This window comes from Polynucleobacter brandtiae (assembly GCF_002797575.1).
GTDB classification, from domain to species: Bacteria; Pseudomonadota; Gammaproteobacteria; order Burkholderiales; family Burkholderiaceae; genus Polynucleobacter; species Polynucleobacter brandtiae.
Genome location: NZ_PGTX01000004.1, coordinates 87,673 through 111,513, shown reverse-complemented (window position 1 = coordinate 111,513; position 23,841 = coordinate 87,673). Strand labels below are relative to the sequence as shown.

Genomic DNA, 23,841 nt, shown 5'->3' with positions numbered 1-23,841 from the left:
ACCTCTCTCACTTTTTCCGGGAGCCAAATGATGCCTACCGCCGTACTTGAAACTGAATCTACCCTAACCGATCGCTATCAAACGACTGTCCCCGAGCCTATTCGTCAGGCATTAAAACTGGGCAAGCGCGATAAGGTGCATTACGCCATTTTGGACAACGGAGAGGTGCTGTTGAGTCGCGGGCAAGAGACTAAGTCTGACGATCCAGTATTGGGCCACTTCCTCCATTTTTTATCCCATGATCTGACCACCCATCCCGAGCGCTTACAAGCACTCGATAGCGCCTGGGTTGAACGCCTGCAATTGTTGGTAGGCAAGGTGCAGTTTGATTTAGAGGCCCCCCTACCAGATGATGAGGCTTAATCATTTCTACAAAGCCATCACCTCTGATCATTGCAGGCTGGAGCATCTTTGCGCACCCTTTGTTTCTGGATCAAGTTCAAGTCCTAACGAATGAAGTCGCCTCGCTTAAAGAAAAGAATCCTGCAACATATCAAAATAAAAATGCGGCCAAACGATTGGCTGCCATTCTTAAACTGGCATACGAAGTCATTCCACAAGATCCAACACTACCGGTATATCGGCAAGGCAATACACTTGGTGAGGATCATAAGCACTGGTTAAGAGCGAAATTCTTCGCACAATATCGATTGTTCTTTCGATATCACGAAGCAAGCAAGATCATCGTATATGTCTGGGTGAATGATGAAAATACTAAACGTGCTTACGAAAGCAAGGATGATGCCTATCGTGTATTTTCCAAAATGCTAGGGAAAGGTCATCCACCTGATGACTGGGAAACTTTACTCAAAGAGTCAAAAACGCAATCAAATTAACTCGCGCAATTTGCGCAAGATAGACGCTTAAATCCTACTCAATTTATTTGTGGCACATCGTACATTTTGCGATGAAATCAGGCCTTGTTTGCAGCTGCAAACAACCTAAGTAAACCGTCAAAAAGACGTTCTGAGAGAAAGCTAGGAATGAGGCTAAAAATACGGGCTAAGGCAAACGCAGAGAGAATTTGAAATGCAAAAGCCCCGCTGCTGGCGGGACTTTATGGAAAATACCTATATTAATCAAGGACTTAAAGACTTTATGGCGGAGAGGGTGGGATTCGAACCCACGGTACCTTTGACAGTACGCCTGATTTCGAGTCAGGTACATTCGACCACTCTGCCACCTCTCCGAACCGTAAAAGGATTATAGCCATTCATAACAACCGCCCCTAACTTGTAAGAGGGGTTGGCGTAAGGCAATTATTGGTTCAACCCACTTATTTGCAATGGCCCGCTCGCTTAGTTAGCCCGGCTTAAGAACCTCTAACCCGCCCATGTAGGATTGCAACACTTTAGGTATCCGAATACTGCCGTCTGCCTGCTGGAAGTTTTCTAGCAAAGCAACGCCCGTCCTACCAACCGCTAAGCCTGAACCATTTAAGGTGTGTACCAGCTCCGGCTTTCCTTGCCCCACTTTAAATCTCGCCTGCATCCGTCGCGCCTGAAAATCACCCATACTCGAGCAAGAGCTAATTTCTCGATAGGCATTTTGCGAAGGGATCCATACCTCCAAGTCATAGGTCTTGACACTGCCAAACCCCATATCGCCAGTACACAGAAGTACTTTTCTATAAGGTAACTCCAGCAGCTCCAGAATTCTTTCAGCATGCGCTGTGAGATCTTCCAGGGCCTGCATTGAAGACTCCGGCTTGCTGATCTGCACTAACTCCACCTTATCAAACTGATGCTGACGAATCATGCCGCGAATATCGCGCCCATAACTACCCGCCTCAGAACGAAAGCATGGGGTGTGCGCAACAAACTTTAATGGCAGCTGATCGGCATTCACAATCTCGTCCCGTACTAGGTTCGTGACTGGCACTTCAGCTGTTGGAATAAGATAGAAATTCTCAACACGAGGTTCACCAGCATCACCCTCACCACCCATTTGACGGGGAACTTTAAAGAGGTCTTCTTCAAACTTGGGCAGCTGCCCTGTGCCACGCATGGATGCAGCATTCACAATATAGGGCGCATAAATCTCTTGGTAGTCATGCTGTGTTGTGTGCATATCAAGCATGAACTGTGCCAGCGCTCGATGCAGTCTGGCCATAGACCCCTTAAGAACAACAAAGCGTGACCCGCTGATTTTTGCTGCTGACTCAAAATCTAATCCTAACGGGGCACCAAGGTCAACGTGGTCCTTTACCTCAAAATCAAATTGAGGCATTGCGCCCCATCGCTTGACTTCGATATTGTCGGCCTCATCCTTCCCTACTGGCACAGATTCATCAGGTAAATTGGGGATCTCCATTAAAAAGTCAGCGATCTCCACTTGCAAAATAGTTAAGCGTGCGGCCCCAGACTCCATATCACTATTAATTTGGGTCGCTTCTGCCATTTCAGTAGCAGCATCCTCGCCCTTCCCTTTTTTCATCCCAATTGCTTTAGACAGTTGATTACGCTTGGCTTGCAACTCTTCTGTGCGAGTTTGAAGTAATTTTCGCTCGGCCTCCAAGGCATTAAATTTCTCAACATCCAATTGAAATTTACGAGTAGCTAAGCGCGCCTGTACTGCGACGATATCTTTACGAAGTAGTTGTGGATCAATCATGCTTTGCTCAATTTTTCAAATTCAATGTTTATCAATGGAATATCTTGCTGCAGCTACTTTGTGGCTGCTTATCAGCTACTAATCCGATTTTTATCAGCTATTTTTAGTTCAGGCGTAAAACCTCTGCGCCTTGGGGTGGTACGAAATTAAATCGGTTAGCCGGTAAATCAATATTTAATTGGATCTTATCCAAAGTTACCAAAACAATACTGCCCAGCCCATCTATCAGCTCCAATGCTTTTGGTAATCCATTGCTCATACCAATCGCAATCTTGGTGTAGGGCATGTCACTCCCACCCTTGGCAGTCGGGCTTTTCTTGGGTGACAGCGAAACCCATTGCATACCCAAACGACTTTCGCCCTCCATTAAATCAAAGTGCTGATCTAAGGAAGTCTCTCCAAAAAGAATGGCGGCTGGTGTAGTAGCAAGAGCTTGACCCGCAGGTCTAAAGGTAGCTTGATTTAAATCTTTATCCCATAGGATCAGCTGTTTACCATCGGCAATCAATTTTTGCTCATATGGCTTTTGGGTATCCCAGACAAAACGCCCTGGCCGCTGAAAAATAAAGCGCCCCTGTGTTTGACGAACAACTTTCAAGCCCTTATCTTGCGACTCGCCAGCTTTTGGAGCGCGCAATTGTTGCTGCACAAAATCCCCTTCGGCTGTCTTTGAATTGCGCACAAACTGGCGCAATTGCTCAACACCGGTTTGCACATCGGCGGCCATAGCATGATTGATTGGGATTGCAGCCACCTGAATACAGATACCGATGGTGAAAGCGGATACAAATTTACGGACCATCCTTGCGATCATCACTAATCTCATCTTATTCAGATGCTCGGTGAAGAATTTCTCGATTACCGCCATTACCCATTTTAGAAACAAGCCCTGCTTTTTCCATATCCTCCAATAGGCGTGCTGCGCGGTTGTAACCGATCCGCAAGTGACGCTGTACCAAAGAAATCGAAGGACGTTTATTGTCCAAAACAATAGCAACTGCTTGATCGTATAAAGGATCTGCTTCGCCACCGCCCTCGCCAGTTAATGCATCAATGGTTGATTCATCGGCACCCTCAAGAACGCCTTCAATGTAATTGGCCTCGCCTTTTTCTTTAAGCCACTCGACTACGCGATGTACCTCATCATCAGAAACAAATGCGCCATGCACACGCACCGGCAAGCCTGTACCTGGTGCCATGTACAACATATCACCCATACCAAGTAGTGCTTCAGCGCCCTGCTGATCCAAGATGGTACGACTATCAATCTTGCTGCTAACTTGGAAAGAAATACGGGTTGGTACATTTGCCTTGATCAATCCCGTAATCACATCCACACTCGGACGCTGCGTTGCCAACACTAAATGAATACCGGCTGCACGCGCCTTTTGAGCAATACGAGCAATCAACTCCTCGATTTTCTTACCCTGAACCATCATGAGATCGGCCAACTCATCAATCACAATCACAATCACTGGCGCTTTATAAATAGGCTCTGGATCATCCGGGGTTAAGCTAAAGGGATTGGTCAGTTTTTCACCCTTTTCTTCAGCCTCTAGTATTTTCTTATTGAAACCCGCTAGATTACGAACACCAAACTTACTCATCAACTTATAGCGACGCTCCATCTCATTCACAGCCCAATTGAGGGCGTTATAAGCCTGCTTCATGTCTGTTACGACTGGGCATAAGAGATGTGGAATCTGGTCATACATAGCCATCTCTAGCATCTTGGGGTCAATCATGATTAAGCGGACTTCATCAGGCTTCGCTTTAAACAGTATCGACAAAATCATGGCATTAATACCAACAGATTTACCTGCTCCAGTAGTACCAGCGACCAAGCAATGTGGCATCTTGGCTAGGTCAGCAACCATTGGGCTGCCTGAGATATCTTTACCCAATGCCAACGTTAAAAGTGAGTGACTGTCGTTGTAAACCTGTGAACTCAGAATCTCAGAGAGATACACTGATTGGCGACTGGGGTTTGGCAACTCTAGGGCCATGCAAGTTTTCCCAGGAATGGTTTCCACGACCCGCATACTCACAACGCCGAGTGAGCGCGCCAAATCACGGGCTAGGTTGACAATTTGACTCCCCTTCACGCCAACTGCTGGATCAATCTCATAACGGGTAACTACTGGACCCGGATAAGCGGCAATTACCTTCACGGCTACATTAAATTCCGCTAACTTTCGCTCAATTAAACGCGAAGTAAATTCCAGCACTTCTGCAGAAATAGTTTCCTTAGCCTCTGGTACTGTATCGAGCAAAGCTAAGGGGGGCAATTCTGAGTCAGGAATATCCACAAAGAGGGGTTGCTGCTTTTCACGCTCTACTCGTGCGCTTTTCACAATCTCGGTCGCAGGACGCACAATCTGAATAGGCTTAGCAATTTCTACCCTACCCCTAAATTCTTCTACAAATTCCTCGCGCTCCTCTGCTGCAACCTCGCCTAACTTACGATCCTCCTCGCTATCGCGACGCTCACGGACATACTGAATAGCTAATTCAATAGAACGCCCTACTTTTTCTGCGATGTCGAGCCATGAAAAATGCAGAAATAAAGAAAGTCCAGCACACAAACCAAACAGCAAAACCAGGGTGGCGCCGGTAAATCCCATCGTCATTTGGAGGGGATCCCCAATCAGCTCCCCCAAAATACCGCCAGGAGGCCTAGGGAGCTCTAAGCCCAACGAATGCAGCCGAATAGACTCTAGACCCATACTGCTTAATAAAGTAAGCCCAAAGCCGAGCCAACGAACTAATAAAGAGCCTGGTTTAGCCTCCGGATCGACTGGAAGGGAAATACTCCACAGTTCACGCCAACCACTGAGAACACGACGCCCGAATAGTACTACCCACCAAAAGGCCGAAATTCCGAAGATATAGAGCATTAAATCAGCGATATAGGCTCCAAAACGCCCTCCCAGGTTCTTGGGCACCTCAAAACTAGCGTGAGACCAGGCCGGGTCAGCCTTGGAATAGGTCACTAGAATGGCTAATAACCCCAAACATAGGGCGCAAGAGATAAACCAGCGGGCCTCCAGGAGGAGGCGGGGCAGCCTACCTTGCCCCAGATTCTCGGGGGGCTCTGGACTCAAGGGAGCTTTAGACTTGGGATATACAGTTCTGACCATGTTCTACCGATTGTAATCAAGCAATCCTATAATTTGAATATGAATACAAATATCCCAAAACACTCCAAAGTTCTCATCCTCGGTTCTGGCCCTGCCGGTTATACAGCAGCAGTTTATGCTGCCCGTGCCAATTTGAGCCCTACCCTCGTCACTGGTATTGCCCAAGGCGGTCAGTTGATGACAACAACCGATGTAGAAAATTGGCCTGCGGATCCAGATGGCGTTCAAGGCCCTGATTTGATGGAACGTTTTTTAAAGCATGCTGAGCGCTTTAATACTGAAATCATTTTTGATCACATTCATACAGCTGCTTTAACTGAAAAGCCCATTCGTCTAGTAGGCGATTCTGGCACCTATACCTGTGATGCCCTCATTATTTCTACTGGGGCTTCTGCTCAGTACCTTGGCTTACCTAGTGAAGAAGCTTTTATGGGGCGCGGTGTATCTGGTTGCGCTACCTGCGATGGTTTTTTCTATCGCAACCAAGACGTATGCGTAGTCGGCGGTGGCAATACTGCAGTAGAGGAAGCGCTCTACCTCACAGGCATCGCTAAAAAAGTAACCGTGATTCATCGTCGCGATAAATTTCGTGCAGAGCCTATTTTGAATGACCGCCTTATGGCTAAGGTAGCCGAAGGTAAAGTAGAGCTCAAACTCAATGCGACCTTAGATGAAGTTCTTGGTGACGAAAAAGGTGTCACTGGCGTACGCATTAAAAACCAAGATGGCAGCACTGAAGAGATTGCCGTCATGGGCGCCTTTATTGCGATTGGTCATAAGCCCAATACTGAGTTGTTCATTGGTCAATTAGAGATGAACAATGGTTACATCAAAACCCACTCTGGTTTAGAAGGTAACGCTACAGCAACCAATATTCCCGGCATATTTGCAGCGGGTGACGTACAGGATCATATTTATCGTCAGGCCATTACTAGTGCAGGTACGGGCTGTATGGCAGCACTTGATGCTCAGCGTTATTTAGAAACTTTGGCCTAGAGCCTTAAAATAAAACCTGATTAGATTTAGTATTTATTTTTTATTCGCCACACCCTATTATTTTGGTTTTAATCAAAATATATATTAATCACCAATTGGAGTATTCATGAGTTACGACAAAGTCAGCCCAGGCAAGAAAATCCCCGAAAGTTTTAACGTCATTATTGAGATCCCAATGAATGCAGATCCAGTAAAGTACGAAGTGGATAAGGAAAGCGGCGCACTCTTCGTAGATCGCTTTATGGGTACAGCCATGCACTATCCATGCAACTATGGTTACATCCCACAAACCATCGCTGGTGACGGCGATCCTGTTGATGTTCTGGTGATGACACCGTTCCCACTCTTCCCAGGTTCGGTAATCAGTTGCCGTGCTATTGGTGTTTTGCTGATGGAAGATGAAGGTGGCCAGGATGCTAAATTATTAGCTGTTCCTGAAGATAAAATTTTGCCTATTTATAAGCATTTGCAAAAGCCCGAAGACTTACACGAATTGCAACTCAATCAGATTCAGCATTTCTTTGAGCACTATAAAGACCTCGAAAAGGGTAAGTGGGTCAAGGTAAAAGGTTGGAGTGGTGTAGCTGATGCTCATAAAGAAATTCTTGAAGGTATTGAAGGTTATGCGAAGTCACAAAAATAATCTTTGAGTTACCCACATTGACCTCACCCACTATTGCCCTAGCGCAGATCAACCCTCTATTGGGTGATTTGCCTGGCAATGCTCAGCTTATTTTGCAAGCAGCCTCTGAGGCGTATGCAAAAAGTGCTTCCATAGTACTAACGCCCGAGCTATCCCTCACGGGCTACCCTCCTGAAGATTTGTTGCTGCGCCCAGCTTTTATTAAAGCTACTGCAATCGAGCTCAATAAACTCATACTTGAACTCAAACAATTCCCCGGTCTGACAGTCATTGTTGGTCACCCAAAAATGACGCCTGTCGGACTACAAAACTACGCCTCTGTTTTGCGTGATGGTCAGGTCATTGCAGCCTATGCCAAGCAAGAGCTACCAAATCACGAGGTCTTTGATGAGGTACGGTATTTTGTCGCAGGCAATACAGCCTGCGTATTTGAAGCTGCTGGCATTAAATTCGGACTCATCCTTTGTGAAGATGCTTGGCATACCGGCCCTGCCTTACAAGCACATGCAGCAGGTGCAGAGATATTGTTGGTACTCAACGCCTCACCATACCACCTACAAAAAGAAGTGCTCCGCATCGAGGTTTTGCGTCAGCATATTGCCACTACGAAAATGCCGCTGGTGTATGTCAACGCCGTGGGTGGTCAAGATGAACTAGTGTTTGACGGTGGATCGTTTGCTCTAAACAACATTGGCGAGCTAGTGATGTCTATGCCACAGTTCGAAACAGATCTGGGTTTTGTTGGTATCAGCAAGTCGGGTGATTTGGAAAAAGGGTTGTTAGTTTTACCATCAAGTGTTGAGTCTCAGGCTTATCACGCCTTAGTGCTAGGTGTGCGTGACTATGTTCGAAAGAATGGCTTTTCAGGAGTGATCATCGGTCTCTCAGGGGGCGTTGACTCTGCTCTGGTTCTGGCTATCGCTGTAGATGCCTTAGGGGCGGATCAGGTTCGCACCGTCATGATGGCTTCGCGATATACCGCTGATATCTCCTGGATTGACGCAAGAGAAATGGCAAAAAATTTAGATGTCCAATACGACGAAATTCCGATCAGTGCGCCAGTCGATGCACTAGAAACAGCTTTAGCAGAACAATTCAAAGGTTTAGCGGTAGACGCAACCGAAGAAAATATTCAAGCGCGTGTGCGGGGTACCTTATTGATGGCACTCTCAAATAAAACAGGTCGCCTAGTATTAACTACCGGCAACAAAAGTGAAATGGCTGTCGGTTACTGCACCCTATATGGGGACATGGCCGGTGGATTTGCGGTCATCAAAGATATCGCCAAGACCTTGGTATACCGGCTATGCGCCTATCGCAATAGTCTTAGCCCCGTTATCCCAGAGCGGATTTTGACCCGTGCACCCTCTGCAGAATTACGGTCAGATCAAACAGACCAAGACAGCCTGCCTTCGTATGAAGTTCTGGACGGTATTGTGGAGCGATATATGGAACAAAATCAATCTATTGCCCAAATTGTTGAGGCTGGTTTTGATATGGAAAGCGTTGAAAAGGTTACTCGCCTCATCAAACTTAATGAATATAAGCGTCGTCAGGCACCCCCAGGCGTGCGAGTTACCACCCGTGCATTTGGACGCGACTGGCGCTATCCCATCACTTCAAAATTTAGGGCCTAGAGGCGCCTACCGAGGTTCTTAAAGTGACACATAAACCACCCGATGAATTTATCGGTATGATTGTTTTTATTACCACATTGAAAGAAAGCCATGAAACTCATCACCTGCGTCATCAAACCATTCAAGCTAGATGAAGTTCGCGAGGCTCTTGGTGATCTGGGTGTTACCGGACTCACTGTTACCGAGGTTAAGGGATTTGGGCGTCAAAAGGGGCACACTGAGTTATATCGTGGCGCCGAGTATGTAGTCGACTTTTTGCCTAAGGTAAAAGTCGAGGTAGTAGTGGCAACGGATCGTGTTGATGCTGTGATCGAGGCCATTGTTAAATCAGCCCACACTGGCAAGATTGGTGATGGCAAGATTTTTGTCAGCCCAATTGAGCAAGCAATTCGGATTCGTACTGGCGAAACCAACGAGTCTGCAGTTTAAAAGCAGGGTTGTTCTCAAAAAAATCGATCGAAGCTGGGCTGGGCTGGCCTGAGTGGTCCTGAGTGGGCCATATTGAGCCCAAGTAAATTCAAAGATCTAAGAAAAATCTGCACCCACCCCAATACCAATTTCTATTTATTGCACCGCAATATTAAATAAGTGGAGGCATGTCACAAAATAGGCATCCTCCACCATCTCACGGCACAATAGAGCTTTTCAAATCATTCTTTTTTGGAGTCCACACTCGCATGAAACGCCTCAACGAACGCTCTCGCAATGTCACCGAAGGGGTTGCACGTGCTCCTAATCGCTCTATGTATTACGCAATGGGGTATGAAGATAAGGACTTTTCTAAACCGATGGTGGGTGTAGCGAATGGTCACGCCACGATTACCCCTTGCAATAGTGGACTTCAGAAACTAGCAGATGCGGCAGTAAGTGCTCTTGAAGCGGCTGGAGCAAAAGCGCAATTATTCGGTGTTCCAACTGTATCCGATGGTATCGGCATGGGTACCGAGGGTATGAAATACTCACTCGTATCACGAGAAGTTATTGCAGACAGCATTGAAACTTGTGTCAACGGCCTGTGGCAAGACGGTGTTCTTGTTATCGGTGGTTGCGATAAAAATATGCCAGGCGGCATGATGGCTATGGCACGCACCAATGTGCCTAGTATTTACGTTTATGGCGGCACTATTCAACCCGGCCATTACAAAGGCAAGGAGCTCAATATTGTTTCTGCATTTGAAGCGGTTGGTGAGTTTACTTCTGGCCGTATGACAGAGCAGGACCTTAAGGGCGTAGAACAAAACGCTTGCCCAGGAAGCGGCTCTTGCGGTGGTATGTACACCGCCAATACCATGAGCTCTTCTTTTGAGGCCCTTGGCATGAGCTTGCCTTACTCTTCAACCATGTCTAACGTAGATGCAGAGAAAGTTGCTAGCGCACATGATTCAGCCCTAGTGTTGGTAGAAGCTATTAAAAATAACTTACGCCCACGCGACATCATCACCAAAAAATCGATTGAGAATGCAGTAAGCGTCATTATGGCAGTGGGTGGCTCTACCAATGCCGTTCTCCATTACTTAGCCATCACTAGTGCAGCAGAAATTGATTGGACAATTGATGACTTTGAGCGCATTCGTCAGCGAGTGCCAGTCATTGCGGATATGAAACCTTCCGGCAATTACTTAGCTACTGATCTGCATCAAGCGGGGGGCATTCCCCAGATCATGAAGATATTGCTGGATGGCGGACTACTCCATGGCGACTGCATCACCATCACCGGTAAAACCATCGCAGAGACCTTGAAAGATATTCCTTCCGTCCCCCGCGCGGATCAAAAGGTGATTCGTACTTTAGACAACCCAATGTATAAACAAGGTCACTTAGCTATCCTGAAGGGCAATATTTCGCCTGAGGGTTGCGTAGCTAAAATTACTGGCTTGAAAAATCCATCGATTACCGGCCCTGCCCGTGTATTTGATTCTGAGGATGATGCAATGGCAGCCATCATGGCGCAAAAGATCAAAGATGGTGATGTCATGGTCATTCGCTACGAAGGCCCTAAAGGTGGCCCCGGTATGCGTGAAATGCTTGCTCCGACAGCTGCTCTAGTAGGGCAAGGCTTAGGGGAGTCTGTCGGCCTTATTACCGATGGACGGTTCTCTGGTGGCACTTGGGGCATGGTTGTTGGTCATGTTGCACCCGAGGCATTTGTAGGTGGTACGATCGCCCTCATCCATGAAGGCGACTCAGTAACCATTGATGCGCACAAGCTGCTAATTCAGCTCAATGTAAGCGATGAAGAGATCGCTCAACGTCGCGTTGCTTGGGTACAACCCAAGCCTCGCTATACTCGCGGTTTGTTAGCGAAATATGCGCGCCTTGCGAGCTCTGCCAGTAAGGGCGCAGTAACGGACTTGAACTTAGATTAAACCGCTCAACCCAAAACAAAAATCCCTCAGTCAAAAACTGAGGGATTTTTTTATGCCAACCCTCAAAGTCCATAAGCCAAGGGTGGAGATAAAAACATTAGTGCTTCATAGCTCCGCCCACAGCATTGACTGGCATTTTCACCTCAACTTCACCGGCTTTAGCAAATCTGAGTTTTACTGGAACCATCTCACCCGCAGCTAATGGAGCCTTTATATTCATGAACATTAAATGCAGGCCACCTGGCTTTAGCTCAACAGAGCCACCTGCTGGAATAGGGATATCTTTTACTTGACGCATTTTCATCACGTTGCCTTCCATGGCCATTTCATGTAACTGGACTTCACCAGCAACCGGTGAGGTTACAGAAACTAATTGATCTACTGCGCCCTTGTTTTCAATCTTAAAAAATCCACCTGCTACTTGCTGGCCTGAAACCGTTGCACGGGTATAGGCATGCTCAATTTGTAAATTCCCTACTTTTGCGTTTTGAGCAAGCGCCGCAGTGCCATAGCCCATAGTCATGGCTAGGGCTAAATAAATTAATGAATACTTTTTCATAAAAATCCTTTAAAAAAATGATAGTGAACTACTTTTGAAAATCAAAACGACATAGAGGCTTTTACTAACTAATTGTCTTAGAACCACATAATCTACACAACACAGGGCAATTCATCTGCCGTTTTCATAGCGAGGCCATGGACCTAATTACTTAGGCCTGTGAAGGAGGTGCGGCAGAGGGCGGCATTAGCCAGATAGTTAGAGGCTGAGGTGACTGATAAAACAGCTGCGGTAGGAACGCAAAACTTTGCGGCGCCTGAAATGTCAGGCTGGTATTCAATCCGGGTGTAACAGCACCCTGAACAAAACAGTAAGGGCAAGGTCTACTCGTGTCTTGAAAATCGGTTGGAGAATCTGCATTTGCTCTGATATCGATCTGCAGTTGATTCCCTTCTGCCGAACAAATCTCCATCGCAAAGCCTTGACCATGCTTGCTAACTGAAACTGCCTGAGAAATTGCTGGAGCAAGTGCGCTGATCAGTACTGCAAGGGCAGCAAGCCAGTGAACCAAGCGGTGTTTGGGGAAATTCATTCTAGGTAAATTTTAGCCGACTTCTAGAGGCTGCCCCCGAATAAGAAAGGGGGCTTACGCCCCCTTCTCTTTACTGTGGCCTACCAGCAAGTTAAGCAGTTGCGGGCTTTTTCTTGCTAATCACCTTGCCAATAATTGGCCAGAAGAGCAGCAATAGGGCCAAAGCAGTGATTCCACTTACTAGGTAGTTGGAGAAAAATACATCCAAACTACCTTGAGAGATCAGCATTGACTGACGGAATGAGTCCTCTGCACGATCGCCCAATACTAAGGCCAAGACCATTGGCGCCATTGGATAGTCGAGCTTTTTAAAGACATAACCCATCACACCAAAACCTAACATCAACCAAACGTCAAAAGTAGCATTGTGGACGGTATACGCACCAACAGCACATATGACCAAAATGACTGGCGCAATGATCGAGAACGGAATTCTCAAAATAGAAGCAAACAATGGCACGCAAGTAAGCACTACGAACAGGCCAGCTAGGTTACCTAAATACATACTGGCAATAAGTCCCCAAACAAAGTCTGGCTTCTCAACGAAGAGCAATGGGCCAGGTTGTAAGCCCCAGATCAATAAACCACCCAGCAATACTGCAGCGGTTGGTGAACCTGGAATACCTAAAGACAGCATCGGTAACAAAGCAGCGGTACCAGCAGCATGGGCTGCAGTTTCTGGAGCAACAATACCCTCCATCTCGCCCTTACCAAAGTTTTCACCATCCTTAGATACCCGCTTTGCGACACCATAAGCCATGAAAGATGCAGGAGTAGCGCCACCAGGGGTGATGCCCATCCAGCAACCAATCAAGCAGCTACGCAATGTTGTTGCCCAGTACTTTGGAAGCTTTGCCCATGTCTCAAGTACAACCTGGCGACGAATCTTAGCAGCGGCACCCTTAAATGCCAGACCCTCTTCCATGGATAGCAGAATTTCACCAATACCGAATAAACCGATTACAGCGATTAAGAAGTCAAAACCGCGCATTAACTCTGGCTGCCCAAAAGTCAAACGGAGCTGACCGGTAACCGTATCCATACCAACCGTTGCCAAGGCAAAGCCCAGCATCATGGCTGAAATGGTCTTGAATGGAGAGCCCTTATTCATACCCACGAAGCTACAGAAGGTCAGCAGGTAGACCGAGAAGAACTCTGGCGGCCCGAACTGCAACGCAAACTTCGCCACTAATGGGGCCAAGAAGGTAATCATGACGATCGCGAAGAACGCACCAACAAACGATGAAGTAAACGCAGCAGTCAATGCCTCGCCAGCCTTACCATTACGCGCCATTGGATAACCATCAAAAGTTGTCGCAACCGACCAAGGCTCGCCTGGAATGTTAAACAAAATGGAAGTAATCGCGCCGCCAAATAATGCGCCCCAGTAAATACAGGAAAGCATAATGATCGCTGAGGTTGGTGGCATCGTGAAAGTCAACGGCAACAGAATGGCAATTCCGTTCGCGCCACCTAGACCTGGCAACACACCAATAATCACACCGAGAGTGACCCCGACAAGCATGAGCAGCAAGTTAAACGGTGTCATTGCGACGGCAAAGCCGCCGAATAGAGCATTAATTTCTTCCAACTGGAACTCCTTTTTTTCTAATCTTTTTAGTAGTTATATTTTTTAGTTCACGCCAATAAACTCGAGTGGATTGATCCACGAGCCATGTGGTAACGGAACCTGAAACCAGTATTCAAACATGAGGTAAAGGGCAATAGTCACACCTAATGAAACAGCGACAGCCTTCCAAATAGGGTATTTTCCCAACCAAACCATGAATACGGCAATATAAATAAGTGAGGAAACATAAATACCGATGAGTTGCACACCCAAAACAAAGACAATGGCGGGAAGCAACACTGCCAAAACTTGCTTTAAAGGTTCTTTATCAACAAAGGACTCCGTTTTTTTCTTCTTATCAACCACTACAGCCTGATAAAGCGTGATTGAACTAGAGAGGATAAATATCAAGCTGATATAAAAAGGGAAGTAACCAGCTTCGGGGCCATCGCTACCCCAGGATGCTCCTAACTTCATACTTCCCGTCATGACTACCAGGCCGAGAATAATAAAAAGCAGCGCGGTGATGATGTCCATGGCGCGTACGCTGATGGCGGACTCTGAGTTGGGGCTATTTGTATTTTCAGACATTCATTGATTCACTAAAAAGGGTTGATTAAATCTCATTCACTTCATTACTGATGCTACTAATAAAAATAGGACCTCCGCACGGAAGCCCTATTAGATTTCACTACTGATTACTTCGCTAAGAATCCAGCCTCAGTCATCAACTGCTTATGCAGCGCTTCGTTTAGCGTAAGCCAGTTTCCGAACTCTTTACCAGTCATGAACGTTTGGTTAAAGGCACCATCAGCCATGAATTTTTTCCACTCTGGTGTCTGAATGACTTTCTTAAACAAGTTGACATAGTAATCAACCTGCTCTTGGGTCACGCCTGGAGCCATAAAGATTCCGCGGAGCATCGTATAGTCTGTGGAGACACCAGCCTCTTTGCAAGTTGGCACGTCATACCAAGACATGGTTGGCGTAATCTTTTCCTTGTAAGGCATACGTGTGTCGTCAAATACGCACAATGCGCGTAGTTTTCCGGCACGCCATTGAGCAACTGCCTCAATTGGATTATTTACAGAAGAATCAATGTGGTTGCCCACCAATTGAACTGCAACGTCACCGCCCCCTTTAAATGGGATGTAGGTGAACTTAGCGCCAGACGCTTTTTCTAATGCAACAGTAATGATTTGATCTTCTTGCTTAGAGCCAGTTCCACCCATCTTGAACTTACCAGGGCCGGCTGCTTTAGCTGCGTCGATGTATTCCTTAGCAGTTTTGTAAGGCTTTTCAGCGTTATCCCACAACACAAACTGGTCAAGTGCCAACATTGCCACTGGTGTAATGTCTTTCCAGTTAAACGGCACACCTGTAGCTAAGGGCGTAGTGAATAAATTAGACAGGGTAATCACAATTTTATTAGGATCGCCCTTCGCTTCTTTCATTGCCAAGAAACCTTCAGCACCGGCACCAGCTGATTTGTTGACCGGAATCATCGCTTGTTTCATCAGGTTATTTTTAGTGATGATGCCCTGAATCATGCGGGCCATTTGGTCAGCACCACCACCGGGACCGGCAGGAATGATGAACTCAACTGGCTTAGTTGGCTCCCAAGCAGCAAAAGCGGGTGAAACAGCAGCAACACCGAGGGCTAATGCGGTGGAAATCAATGCCCCTTTTAACTTCATTTTCATGAACGCTCCTCCAAAAAATTTTCAGGCCAACAGAAATTTGGCTTGCTTTTTATAATAGAGTAATTCTTATCGAATTCAGGCTTACAAGAATTGATTGCCATCAATAATTAACAAATGCCTTATTAGGGGTAATACTAGCTACTAAGTAGATACCCTAGTATAAAGATTGGTGCCGCTTGCCGGAATCGAACTGGCGACCTTTTCATTACGAATGAACTGCTCTACCAACTGAGCTAAAGCGGCGGTAAGGACTTGATTTTAATCGAAACGAACCTAGCGGAATCGATCTAACAACTTTTTACTAACTTTATCCAGCTGCGTTGAATCCTGGATGATGAATTGCAAGCCATTCGCGTCGACAATCAGCAAGGTATTGCCTGCAATACAGCGAATATCCTCTTCTGTCTTGAGTCGAATTCGAGTTGGGCCACGGTCAGTTTCAATATCCCAAACGCTGGGGGTGGCAAAGGTGGATACCTGCGTAATTTTTTCAATCACCGGCATAAACTCGCGTGCAGCCATTTCTTGCTCAATCAGACCTAATTCAGCCTCGGGTACTTGGCTAACACTATCAAACCAACAGAGCTCCTTACCCGAAGCATCCATTAATGAAATTCCGGCACCTGGCGCAGTAATTGGAAAGGCTCTTACTGGATAAATACCTTCATGACGATTACCGGCAGCATCGATCAACACGAGACGACCAAGACAATCCCGCTCTAAGGTGTGGGGTTTTTGATAGGGGCTCATATCGATACCTTCTCGAGGCTCTCACCAATTGCGCCGCCCTCAACTAACTCTGCAGCATGGCGAAGCTGGGCTTGGTACAACGCATAGTAAGCACCTTGCGCATCCATTAATTGATCGTGAGAGCCGATTTCTACGATTTCACCTTTGTCTAATACAACTAAGCGATCTGCTTTTCTGAGGGTGGATAAGCGATGCGCGATAGCGATAGTAGTACGCCCCTTAACAAGGTTGTCCAAAGCGCGCTGAATTTCTTTTTCAGTGGTGGTGTCGACAGATGAGGTGGCCTCATCTAAGATCAAAATACTAGGATTAATTAGTAATGCACGAGCGATTGAAATGCGTTGCCGCTCACCACCAGAAAGGGATTGGCCACGCTCACCAACGAGAGAGTCATAGCCTAGCGGTAAACGCAAAATAAATTCATGAGCATGGGCAGCGCGGGCTGCTTCAATAATCTCTTCCCGCGTGGCCTCAGGTTTGCCATACGCAATATTCTCAGCAATAGTTCCAAAGAATAAAAAAGGTTCCTGTAGCACTAGACCAATACGCTTGCGATAGTCGCTAATCGCAATGCTTCTGATATCACGTCCATCCAAAGTAATAGCGCCAGCACTGACATCATAGAAGCGGCATATTAAATTCACCAAGGTACTTTTACCGGACCCACTATGACCCACTAAGCCAATCATTTCTCCCGGGGCAATATCAAGGTTGATTCCCTTAGTGACCGCGCGATTGCCATAGCGAAAACCCACGTCCCGCAAAGAGATACGGCCTTTTACCTCACCTAAGGGAGCAGGATTAATGGGCTCCGGAACACTGGAGACATGATCCAGAATATCAAAAATCCGCTTTGCGCCAGCAGCTGCTTTTTGTGTATGCGAAACAATCCGACTCATGGAATCAAGGCGAATATAAAAACGTCCGATATATGCCAAGAAAGCAATCAAAACACCTACGGAAACTTTATGATGGGCAACCTGCCAAATACCAAAACCCCAAACAACTAATAGACCTGTTTCAGTTAATAAAGTTACCGTTGGAGAAAATAAACCCCACACTCGATTCACGCGATCATTAATCTGTAAATTATGTTTATTAGAGTCGACGAACCGCTTGAGCTCTCGATCCTCTTGAGCAAATGCTTTCACTACCCGAATACCCGGAATGGTATCAGCCAAGATATTGGTAACTTCTGACCAAATACGATCAATCTTCTCAAAACCAAAGCGCAACTTATCGCGCACCGCATGAATCATCCACACAATAAATGGCAATGGAGCCAGCGTTACCAATGCCAGTAAAGGATCAATGGATATCAAAATGGCTGCGGTCATTGTGATCATCAACACATCAGTAATAAAGTCTAAAGCGTATAGCGACAAGAAAACACAAATGCGATCAGTCTCTGCACCAATACGCGCAATGAGATCACCCGTCCTTTTTCCTCCGAAGTACTCTAACGAAAGCTTTAATAAGTGCTCAAAGGTAGTGTTACGTAAGTCTGCGCCAATGCGCTCACTGACTAATGCCAAAAGGTATGTCTTCCACCAACCTAAAGCCCAAGCAACAATGGCTGCTACGAACAGGGCAATGAGGTACATGCTCGCCAAATGAAAATCAATTGGATCACCCTTCTCAAAAGGAATCAGCACGTGATCCATTAAGGGCATTGTTAAATATGGGGGTATCAAGGTAGCGCCCGTAGAAAGCAGCGTTAATGCGAAGCCTAAAAGCAATTCTTTTTTGTAGGGACGGGCAAAACGCCACAACTTAAATAAAGTCCAAGTCGATGGCGGCGCATCCTCATCGGGGTCACATGTTGGACAGTCGTTTGTATTGGCAGGCTTTGGATTAAGGCAAGCTGGACAAACCTGTTGGTCGTATTCAGACGCTTGACTGGCTATATTGCCTACCTGATCCCCACGCAAGATTTGCTTAAAGCCACTTTGCAGGCGCAGTGCTTGGGGGTTAACTGCCAAGGTAAAGTACCAAGTTCTTTGAAGCCTGTCATCCATCTCCAGCTTTAAATGCCCTACACCTGCATGGTCACCATGTAACAGCTGTGCTCCGGCCTGAATTGGCCATAACTCAGACTGCTCGCCGTTAGTCCACAGTAAACCGGCAGGAGTAAGGTAAAGCAGGCTTTTAGTAAAGTGCATTTCACTATCAAGGTCGATCTCAAGCCATGCAAAGACCGAATCTAGCACTTGATCAGGGGAGTGAAGCCGCAGCTTACCAACCCAATGAGGGGGTAGCGAGGATGTAGATGGTGGAATTTCTAGCTTCATTGACCTTGAAAGTATAGTGGAGCTAAGTTTTTATGAATATGTAACTTTGTCAACTTTAAGCTGCCTAAAGCCGTTAAATTGTCAAAGTAAGCTTTTTAGATTATTTTTGCCAATTTGTGGATTTTCAATAACTATTAGAAATAGAGAGACAGTTTGAGCATTTTCTTACCCATGCGCCCTCAGCGCTAGCGAATTGCTCAATCCCACACATGCCCCAACTGCTAGATAAAACCATTGAAATACTGAGCGTAAAACATTTACGCGGCCCCAATATGTGGACCTACCACCCAGTAATTGAGGTTTGGGTTGATATTGGCGATTTGGAAGACTACCCCTCGAACCTGATTCCAGGTTTCTATGAGCGGCTAGTCAAAGCCTTGCCAAGCCTTCAAGAGCATCGCTGCAGTTATGGTGAAGCCGGTGGATTTCTCAAGCGAGTTGAGGAGGGAACCTGGCCGGCGCATATTCTGGAACATCTCACGCTTGAATTACAAAATTTAGCGGGTATTCCGGGTGGCTTTGGTAAGGCACGTGATGGGGATCGTCGGGGAGTTTATAAGGTGATGGTGAGCGCTATTAATGAAGAGGTGACCCTCACCGCTCTGAAGTATGCCCGCGATCTGTACCTGGCTTTGGCGCAAGATACCCAAGATCCCGTAGCCCAAGTCAAAACGATTATTGAAAACCTTCGTGAATTGGGTGATGACCTCTTACTCGGGCCTAGCACTGCTTGTATTGTCAATGCGGCCGAAGAAAGGAGTATTCCCTCTATACGCTTGTCGGAAGGCAATCTTGTTCAACTAGGTTACGGCTCAAAACAGCGCAGGATCTGGACAGCAGAAACGGATAGAACGAGCGCTATTGCTGAGACTATATCGCGTGACAAAGACCTTACTAAAAGCCTACTTTCAAGTGCAGGCGTTCCTACACCTGAGGGTCGTACGGTTACCAGCGCTGATGATGCTTGGGAGGCGGCTCAAGATATTGGCTTACCCGTGGTTGTAAAGCCAATAGACGGGAATCATGGTCGCGGTGTTTTTATTAATTTATATACCCAAACAGAAATTCAATCGGCCTACGCAGTAGCCATTGATGAAGGTAGCGAAGTCTTAGTTGAGCGGCACATTATTGGTGATGAACACCGCTTATTGGTTGTGGGTAATAAAGTAGTTGCCGCAGCTAAAGGGGAAACCGTCTGGGTTACTGGTGATGGCAAGCATACCGTTTTAGAGCTTATTCAAATTCAGATTAACTCTGATCCAAGGCGAGGTAAAGCAGAGGAATGCCCTCTGAACCCAGTGCGCATTGATTCTGCAGTGGAATTAGAGCTAGCCCGTCAAAAATTGAGTGGGACTAGTATTCTCGCTATCGATCAAAAAGTACTCATTCAAAGTAACGGTAATGTTGCATTTGATGTTACGGATCTGGTACACCCCGATACAGCGAGTCAGGTTGCCCTAGCAGCCCGCGTGGTTGGCTTAGAGATTGCCGGGGTTGATCTGGTTGCCCAAGATATTAGTAAGCCGATGGCATCACAAAACGCAGCCATCGTTGAAGTCAATGCCGGTCCAGGACTGCTAATGCACCTTAAGCCTGCAAGCGGTAATCCACAACCTGTAGGGCAAGCCATCGCAGATCACCTCTTTCCATCTGGGGTAGATTTTCGAATTCCGGTCATTGGCATCGCTGGTGCTCGTGGCAAAACACCTGTTGCAGAAATGGTTGCCCATTTTTTACGTTTAAGCAATTTGTATGTGGGCCTTTCTTGCAGTAAAGGCTTATTTTTTGGACACCGCTCTATTCAAAAGAGTAATGCGGCGAACTGGGAAAATGCGCGACGTACTTTACTGAATCGCGCTGTTGAAGCTGCGGTGATTGAGAATAATCATCTTTCGATGTTGATCGAGGGTTTAGCTTATGACCGCTGCCAAGTTGGTATCGTTCTGAACATTGACCCAGCAGCTAATTTCCCGCAGTACGCTATTGACGATGAAGATCAAATATTTAGTATTGTTCGCACACAGGTAGATGTGGTGTTACCTACCGGGGTTGCCGTTCTTAATGCCGATGACCCTATGGTAGCTAAGATGGCCGAGTTATGTGACGGAGAAGTGATCTTCTTTACACGGGATGCATCATCTCCAGCGATACAAGCCCACCTGAATAAAAAAGGCCGCGTGATTATCGTTGGCGAACAGCAAATATTATTGCAATGGGGTATTGATGAACCTAAGAGCATTCCCGTTCCGCGCCACGCAGAATCCAGCCCAAGTTCGCCATGGAAGGCAATGAATCTGGGCGCAGCCATTGCTGCAGCATGGGCTTTAAATATTCCCTTTAACGTTATTGAAGCTGGTGCTGAGACCTTTGTTTTCGACGCCACTATTCCAACAGGAGCTTAATTGGAAATCACCCGTATTCGTATGTTGCGCGGTCCAAATTTATGGAGCCGCCACACCGCCCTAGAGGCGATTGTTTCTTGCGATGAAACTGAACGCTCCATAGACTCCATTCCTGATTTTGAAAACAGAATTCGAGAGCGCTTTCCTCAATTAGGTAGTATGCGTCGGGGTGGTCATAATGAAATTCTCTCATTAGCCCATGCCTTGGAGCATGCAGCCCTTGGTCTGCAATCGCAGGCAGGCTGCCCAGTCACTTTTAGTCGCACAGTACAAACCATCGAGGCTGGTGTTTATCAGGTCGTGGTTGAATACACCGAAGAGGTGGTCGGTCGTATGGCATTTGACTTTGCTTTTGCTTTAATTCTAGCAACGCTGACTGACTCCCCATTTAATCTCACCGCAGCCCTCTCTGAATTAGAAGCCCTATATGAAGATGTTCGGCTTGGGCCTAGTACGGGTTCCATCGTAGATGCTGCTGTTCAAAGAAATATTCCCTTTCGCCGCATGACGGAGGGAAGCATGGTGCAGTTTGGCTGGGGCAGCAAACAAAAACGTATTCAAGCAGCGGAGACTAGCGACACGAGCGCCATCGCAGAAGCGATAGCTCAAGATAAAGAGCTGACTAAAAATTTACTCGCTGCTGCGGGTGTTTCTGTACCCATTGGTGAAGTAGTTACTACCGCTGACGATGCCTGGCGGGCTGCACAAAAAATTGGTGGGGCGATTGTCCTCAAGCCTAAAGATGGTAATCAGGGTAAAGGGGTGGTTGCTAACATCCAAACTGAAGCAGAGGTTCGCGCAGGCTTTGTTGTGACTCAGGCTTTTGGCCATGAGACTATCGTTGAGCGTTATTTACCGGGTGCAGACTATCGCCTCCTAGTAGTTGGCAATCGACTTTCTGCTGCTGCACGTCGTGAACCTGCCCAAGTCGTTGGCGATGGTAAGCACACTGTCGCTCAATTGGTAGAACTAGAGAACAGCAATCCGTTACGCGGCGATGGTCACGCAACTGCTTTAACTAAAATTCGTTTTGATGATATTGCCATGGCACATTTAGCCAGCAATAATCTGAGCCCAGAATCAATTCCCAAGACTGGGGAGCGGGTTTTATTGCGCAATAATGCCAACTTAAGTACTGGCGGAACTGCTACAGATGTAACGGATGATGTACATCCCGATGTAGCGGCTAGCGCTATCGCTGCGGCACAAATGATTGGCCTAGATATTGCTGGTGTGGATATTCTGTGTGAAGCAATTTATAAGCCTCTAGAGGCACAAGGTGGCGGCATTGTCGAAGTCAATGCAGCCCCCGGCTTACGCATGCACCTCAAGCCCTCGTATGGCAAAAGTCGTCCTGTTGGGGAAGATATTATTAATACGATGTATCCATTAGGCGAAGATGGCCGCATTCCAGTTGTAGCTGTGACGGGCACCAATGGCAAAACAACCACTGTTCGTCTGATTGCCCATCTGATTAATGAGACAGGTCTGCGTGTTGGTATGACATCTACCGATGGCGTGTACATCAATCATCGACTGATTGACTCTGGCGACTGTAGCGGTCCTAAAAGCGCCCGCAATGTCTTAATGCATCCCGATGTAGATGCAGCAGTTCTAGAAACAGCTCGCGGAGGAATGCTGCGCGAAGGCTTGGGTTTTGATCGCTGTGAAGTAGCCGTCGTAACCAATATCGGTGAAGGGGATCATTTAGGCCTGAACTACATCACTAGTGTCGAGGATTTAGCCATTCTGAAACGGGTAGTCGTGCAAAACGTAGCACCAACCGGCGCGGCAGTCCTCAATGCAGCAGATCCGATTGTGGTCAAAATGGGTGACGTTTGTAATGGCCGCGTTATTTTCTTTGCTCAAAATCAACACCACCCTGTAATTGCTGCGCATCGCGCAAAGAATAAAAAAGTAATTTACTGTGACGGCACTTACATCGTTGCATCTAAGGGCGCTCGAGTAGTCTACCGCTTTCCAGTAAGTGAAATTCCGATTACTCAAAATGGGGTTCTCGGCTTTCAAATAGAAAATGCAATGGCTTCTATCGGTGCTGCATGGGCTTTAGGATTAGACGCTGAGAAAATTGCACGCGGCTTACACTCCTTTCAAAGCTCTGCTAACGCAGTGCCAGGACGCTTTAATCAATTCAAGCATAAGGGCGCCACTGTAATTGCTGACTATGGCCATAACCCAGATGCTATGCGCGCCCTCGCCAGTGCAATAGCAGCAATGAAGCCCAAAAAGAGTCACGTAGTCATTAGTGGCGCTGGTGATCGTCGTGATGAAGACATCCGCGATCTCACCCGCATTTTAGGGAATAATTTTGATAACGTCATCTTGTATCAAGATCAATGCCAACGCGGTCGCGAAGATGGTGAAGTATTAAAGCTCTTGCAAGAAGGACTTGTGGGAACAACGCAAGCAAAGCAAGTCAAAGAAATTACTGGCGAGTTCTTAGCAATTGATACGGCCTTAAATGATTTATCGCCTGGTGATATTTGCCTAATCTTAATTGATCAAGTCGAAGAATCCTTGGCCTATCTCAAAGAAAAGGTTCAGCCATAAAAAAAATTCCAATCAATGATTGGGATTTTTTAGCATTGCCCCACTAGAGCAGTAATATTTTCTAATAA

General features: G+C 46.6%; 18 protein-coding genes, 2 tRNA genes and 1 pseudogene. 9 read left to right on the top strand and 12 right to left on the bottom strand.

Annotated elements, in window-relative coordinates:
* Positions 1 to 27 precede the first annotated feature (27 nt).
* Both B0G85_RS08605 and B0G85_RS08600 read left to right on the top strand, forming a co-directional pair.
* A complete protein-coding gene (locus tag B0G85_RS08605; protein ID WP_369405933.1) occupies positions 28 to 363 on the top strand; it encodes a type II toxin-antitoxin system PrlF family antitoxin in 336 nt (111 codons plus the stop codon).
* 2 nt (positions 364 to 365) lie between these two features.
* Entirely contained in the window at positions 366 to 836 is a 471-nt protein-coding gene (locus tag B0G85_RS08600) for a type II toxin-antitoxin system YhaV family toxin (RefSeq protein WP_439650396.1), read from the top strand.
* A gap of 263 nt (positions 837 to 1,099) precedes the next feature.
* Here B0G85_RS08600 and B0G85_RS08595 read toward each other — a convergent pair.
* The 4 genes from B0G85_RS08595 to B0G85_RS08580 form a co-directional block, all read right to left on the bottom strand.
* Positions 1,100 to 1,189 (bottom strand) — tRNA-Ser (locus B0G85_RS08595).
* 113 nt (positions 1,190 to 1,302) lie between these two features.
* Entirely contained in the window at positions 1,303 to 2,613 is a 1,311-nt protein-coding gene (serS, locus tag B0G85_RS08590) for a serine--tRNA ligase (RefSeq protein WP_100380051.1), read from the bottom strand.
* Between the two features lie 103 nt (positions 2,614 to 2,716).
* The gene (gene lolA, locus B0G85_RS08585) at positions 2,717 to 3,427 is read right to left on the bottom strand and encodes an outer membrane lipoprotein periplasmic chaperone LolA (RefSeq protein WP_232726002.1); all 711 of its coding nucleotides are present in this window, start codon (positions 3,425 to 3,427) and stop codon (positions 2,717 to 2,719) included.
* 13 nt (positions 3,428 to 3,440) lie between these two features.
* Positions 3,441 to 5,753: a DNA translocase FtsK gene (locus B0G85_RS08580; RefSeq protein ID WP_100380050.1), complete on the bottom strand. Its 2,313-nt coding sequence runs from the start codon at positions 5,751 to 5,753 to the stop codon at positions 3,441 to 3,443.
* Between the two features lie 39 nt (positions 5,754 to 5,792).
* On the opposite strand from B0G85_RS08580, the gene trxB reads away from it, so the two are divergent.
* The 5 genes from trxB (at position 5,793) to ilvD (ending at position 11,395) form a co-directional block, all read left to right on the top strand.
* The gene (gene trxB, locus B0G85_RS08575; protein ID WP_100380049.1) at positions 5,793 to 6,749 is read left to right on the top strand and encodes a thioredoxin-disulfide reductase; all 957 of its coding nucleotides are present in this window, start codon (positions 5,793 to 5,795) and stop codon (positions 6,747 to 6,749) included.
* A 106-nt stretch (positions 6,750 to 6,855) separates the two neighbouring features.
* Positions 6,856 to 7,392 carry an inorganic diphosphatase gene (gene ppa / locus B0G85_RS08570; RefSeq protein WP_100380048.1) on the top strand — a complete coding sequence of 179 codons (537 nt, stop codon included), beginning with the start codon at positions 6,856 to 6,858 and terminating at the stop codon, positions 7,390 to 7,392.
* Positions 7,393 to 7,409: 17 nt separating this feature from the next.
* Entirely contained in the window at positions 7,410 to 9,029 is a 1,620-nt protein-coding gene (locus tag B0G85_RS08565) for an NAD+ synthase (protein WP_100380047.1), read from the top strand.
* Between the two features lie 90 nt (positions 9,030 to 9,119).
* Positions 9,120 to 9,458 (top strand): P-II family nitrogen regulator, encoded by a 339-nt coding sequence (gene glnK / locus B0G85_RS08560; protein WP_100380046.1) that lies wholly within the window; start codon positions 9,120 to 9,122, stop codon positions 9,456 to 9,458.
* Between the two features lie 248 nt (positions 9,459 to 9,706).
* Positions 9,707 to 11,395 (top strand): dihydroxy-acid dehydratase, encoded by a 1,689-nt coding sequence (gene ilvD, locus B0G85_RS08555; protein WP_100380045.1) that lies wholly within the window; start codon positions 9,707 to 9,709, stop codon positions 11,393 to 11,395.
* A gap of 97 nt (positions 11,396 to 11,492) precedes the next feature.
* Here ilvD and B0G85_RS08550 read toward each other — a convergent pair whose 3' ends face one another.
* The 8 genes from B0G85_RS08550 to B0G85_RS08515 all read right to left on the bottom strand — a co-directional run bounded on the left by B0G85_RS08550 (position 11,493) and on the right by B0G85_RS08515 (position 18,800).
* Positions 11,493 to 11,954, bottom strand: a complete 462-nt coding sequence (locus B0G85_RS08550; protein ID WP_100380044.1) for a copper chaperone PCu(A)C — start codon at positions 11,952 to 11,954, stop codon at positions 11,493 to 11,495.
* Between the two features lie 151 nt (positions 11,955 to 12,105).
* Positions 12,106 to 12,486: a DUF2946 family protein gene (locus tag B0G85_RS08545; protein WP_100380043.1), complete on the bottom strand. Its 381-nt coding sequence runs from the start codon at positions 12,484 to 12,486 to the stop codon at positions 12,106 to 12,108.
* Positions 12,487 to 12,577: 91 nt separating this feature from the next.
* Positions 12,578 to 14,077 (bottom strand): tripartite tricarboxylate transporter permease, encoded by a 1,500-nt coding sequence (locus B0G85_RS08540; protein WP_100380042.1) that lies wholly within the window; start codon positions 14,075 to 14,077, stop codon positions 12,578 to 12,580.
* A gap of 42 nt (positions 14,078 to 14,119) precedes the next feature.
* On the bottom strand, positions 14,120 to 14,647 hold the full coding sequence (locus B0G85_RS08535; RefSeq protein WP_100380041.1) for a tripartite tricarboxylate transporter TctB family protein: 528 nt from the start codon (positions 14,645 to 14,647) through the stop codon (positions 14,120 to 14,122).
* 107 nt (positions 14,648 to 14,754) lie between these two features.
* Positions 14,755 to 15,753: a Bug family tripartite tricarboxylate transporter substrate binding protein gene (locus B0G85_RS08530; RefSeq protein WP_198508788.1), complete on the bottom strand. Its 999-nt coding sequence runs from the start codon at positions 15,751 to 15,753 to the stop codon at positions 14,755 to 14,757.
* Positions 15,754 to 15,926: 173 nt separating this feature from the next.
* Positions 15,927 to 16,002: transfer RNA gene (locus B0G85_RS08525), tRNA-Thr, on the bottom strand.
* 30 nt (positions 16,003 to 16,032) lie between these two features.
* On the bottom strand, positions 16,033 to 16,509 hold the full coding sequence (locus B0G85_RS08520; protein ID WP_100380039.1) for a cyanophycin metabolism-associated DUF1854 family protein: 477 nt from the start codon (positions 16,507 to 16,509) through the stop codon (positions 16,033 to 16,035).
* Complete coding sequence (locus B0G85_RS08515) at positions 16,506 to 18,800, bottom strand: cyanophycin metabolism-associated ABC transporter (protein WP_100380038.1); 2,295 nt, start codon at positions 18,798 to 18,800, stop codon at positions 16,506 to 16,508. Before B0G85_RS08515 ends, B0G85_RS08520 begins: the two co-directional genes overlap by 4 nt.
* A 218-nt stretch (positions 18,801 to 19,018) precedes the next feature.
* Between B0G85_RS08515 and B0G85_RS08510 the strand changes: the two are divergent.
* Both B0G85_RS08510 and cphA read left to right on the top strand, forming a co-directional pair.
* Positions 19,019 to 21,169 (top strand): annotated as a pseudogene (locus tag B0G85_RS08510) (cyanophycin synthetase); the annotation flags it as partial.
* A gap of 33 nt (positions 21,170 to 21,202) precedes the next feature.
* Positions 21,203 to 23,773, top strand: a complete 2,571-nt coding sequence (gene cphA, locus B0G85_RS08505; RefSeq protein WP_100380036.1) for a cyanophycin synthetase — start codon at positions 21,203 to 21,205, stop codon at positions 23,771 to 23,773.
* Positions 23,774 to 23,841: the final 68 nt, after the last annotated feature.

Bases quoted from the DNA above. Each gene is read 5' to 3' on its own strand.
- B0G85_RS08530 (WP_198508788.1), bottom strand. From the start codon at position 15,753: ATGAAGTTAAAAGGGGCATTGATTTCCACCGCATTAGCCCTCGGTGTT.
- glnK (WP_100380046.1), top strand. From the start codon at position 9,120: ATGAAACTCATCACCTGCGTCATCAAACCATTCAAGCTAGATGAAGTT.
- B0G85_RS08580 (WP_100380050.1), bottom strand. From the start codon at position 5,753: ATGGTCAGAACTGTATATCCCAAGTCTAAAGCTCCCTTGAGTCCAGAG.
- B0G85_RS08545 (WP_100380043.1), bottom strand. From the start codon at position 12,486: ATGAATTTCCCCAAACACCGCTTGGTTCACTGGCTTGCTGCCCTTGCA.
- serS (WP_100380051.1), bottom strand. From the start codon at position 2,613: ATGATTGATCCACAACTACTTCGTAAAGATATCGTCGCAGTACAGGCG.
- ilvD (WP_100380045.1), top strand. From the start codon at position 9,707: ATGAAACGCCTCAACGAACGCTCTCGCAATGTCACCGAAGGGGTTGCA.
- B0G85_RS08605 (WP_369405933.1), top strand. From the start codon at position 28: ATGATGCCTACCGCCGTACTTGAAACTGAATCTACCCTAACCGATCGC.
- B0G85_RS08550 (WP_100380044.1), bottom strand. From the start codon at position 11,954: ATGAAAAAGTATTCATTAATTTATTTAGCCCTAGCCATGACTATGGGC.
- ppa (WP_100380048.1), top strand. From the start codon at position 6,856: ATGAGTTACGACAAAGTCAGCCCAGGCAAGAAAATCCCCGAAAGTTTT.
- B0G85_RS08520 (WP_100380039.1), bottom strand. From the start codon at position 16,509: ATGAGCCCCTATCAAAAACCCCACACCTTAGAGCGGGATTGTCTTGGT.
- trxB (WP_100380049.1), top strand. From the start codon at position 5,793: ATGAATACAAATATCCCAAAACACTCCAAAGTTCTCATCCTCGGTTCT.
- B0G85_RS08535 (WP_100380041.1), bottom strand. From the start codon at position 14,647: ATGTCTGAAAATACAAATAGCCCCAACTCAGAGTCCGCCATCAGCGTA.
- lolA (WP_232726002.1), bottom strand. From the start codon at position 3,427: ATGATCGCAAGGATGGTCCGTAAATTTGTATCCGCTTTCACCATCGGT.
- B0G85_RS08515 (WP_100380038.1), bottom strand. From the start codon at position 18,800: ATGAAGCTAGAAATTCCACCATCTACATCCTCGCTACCCCCTCATTGG.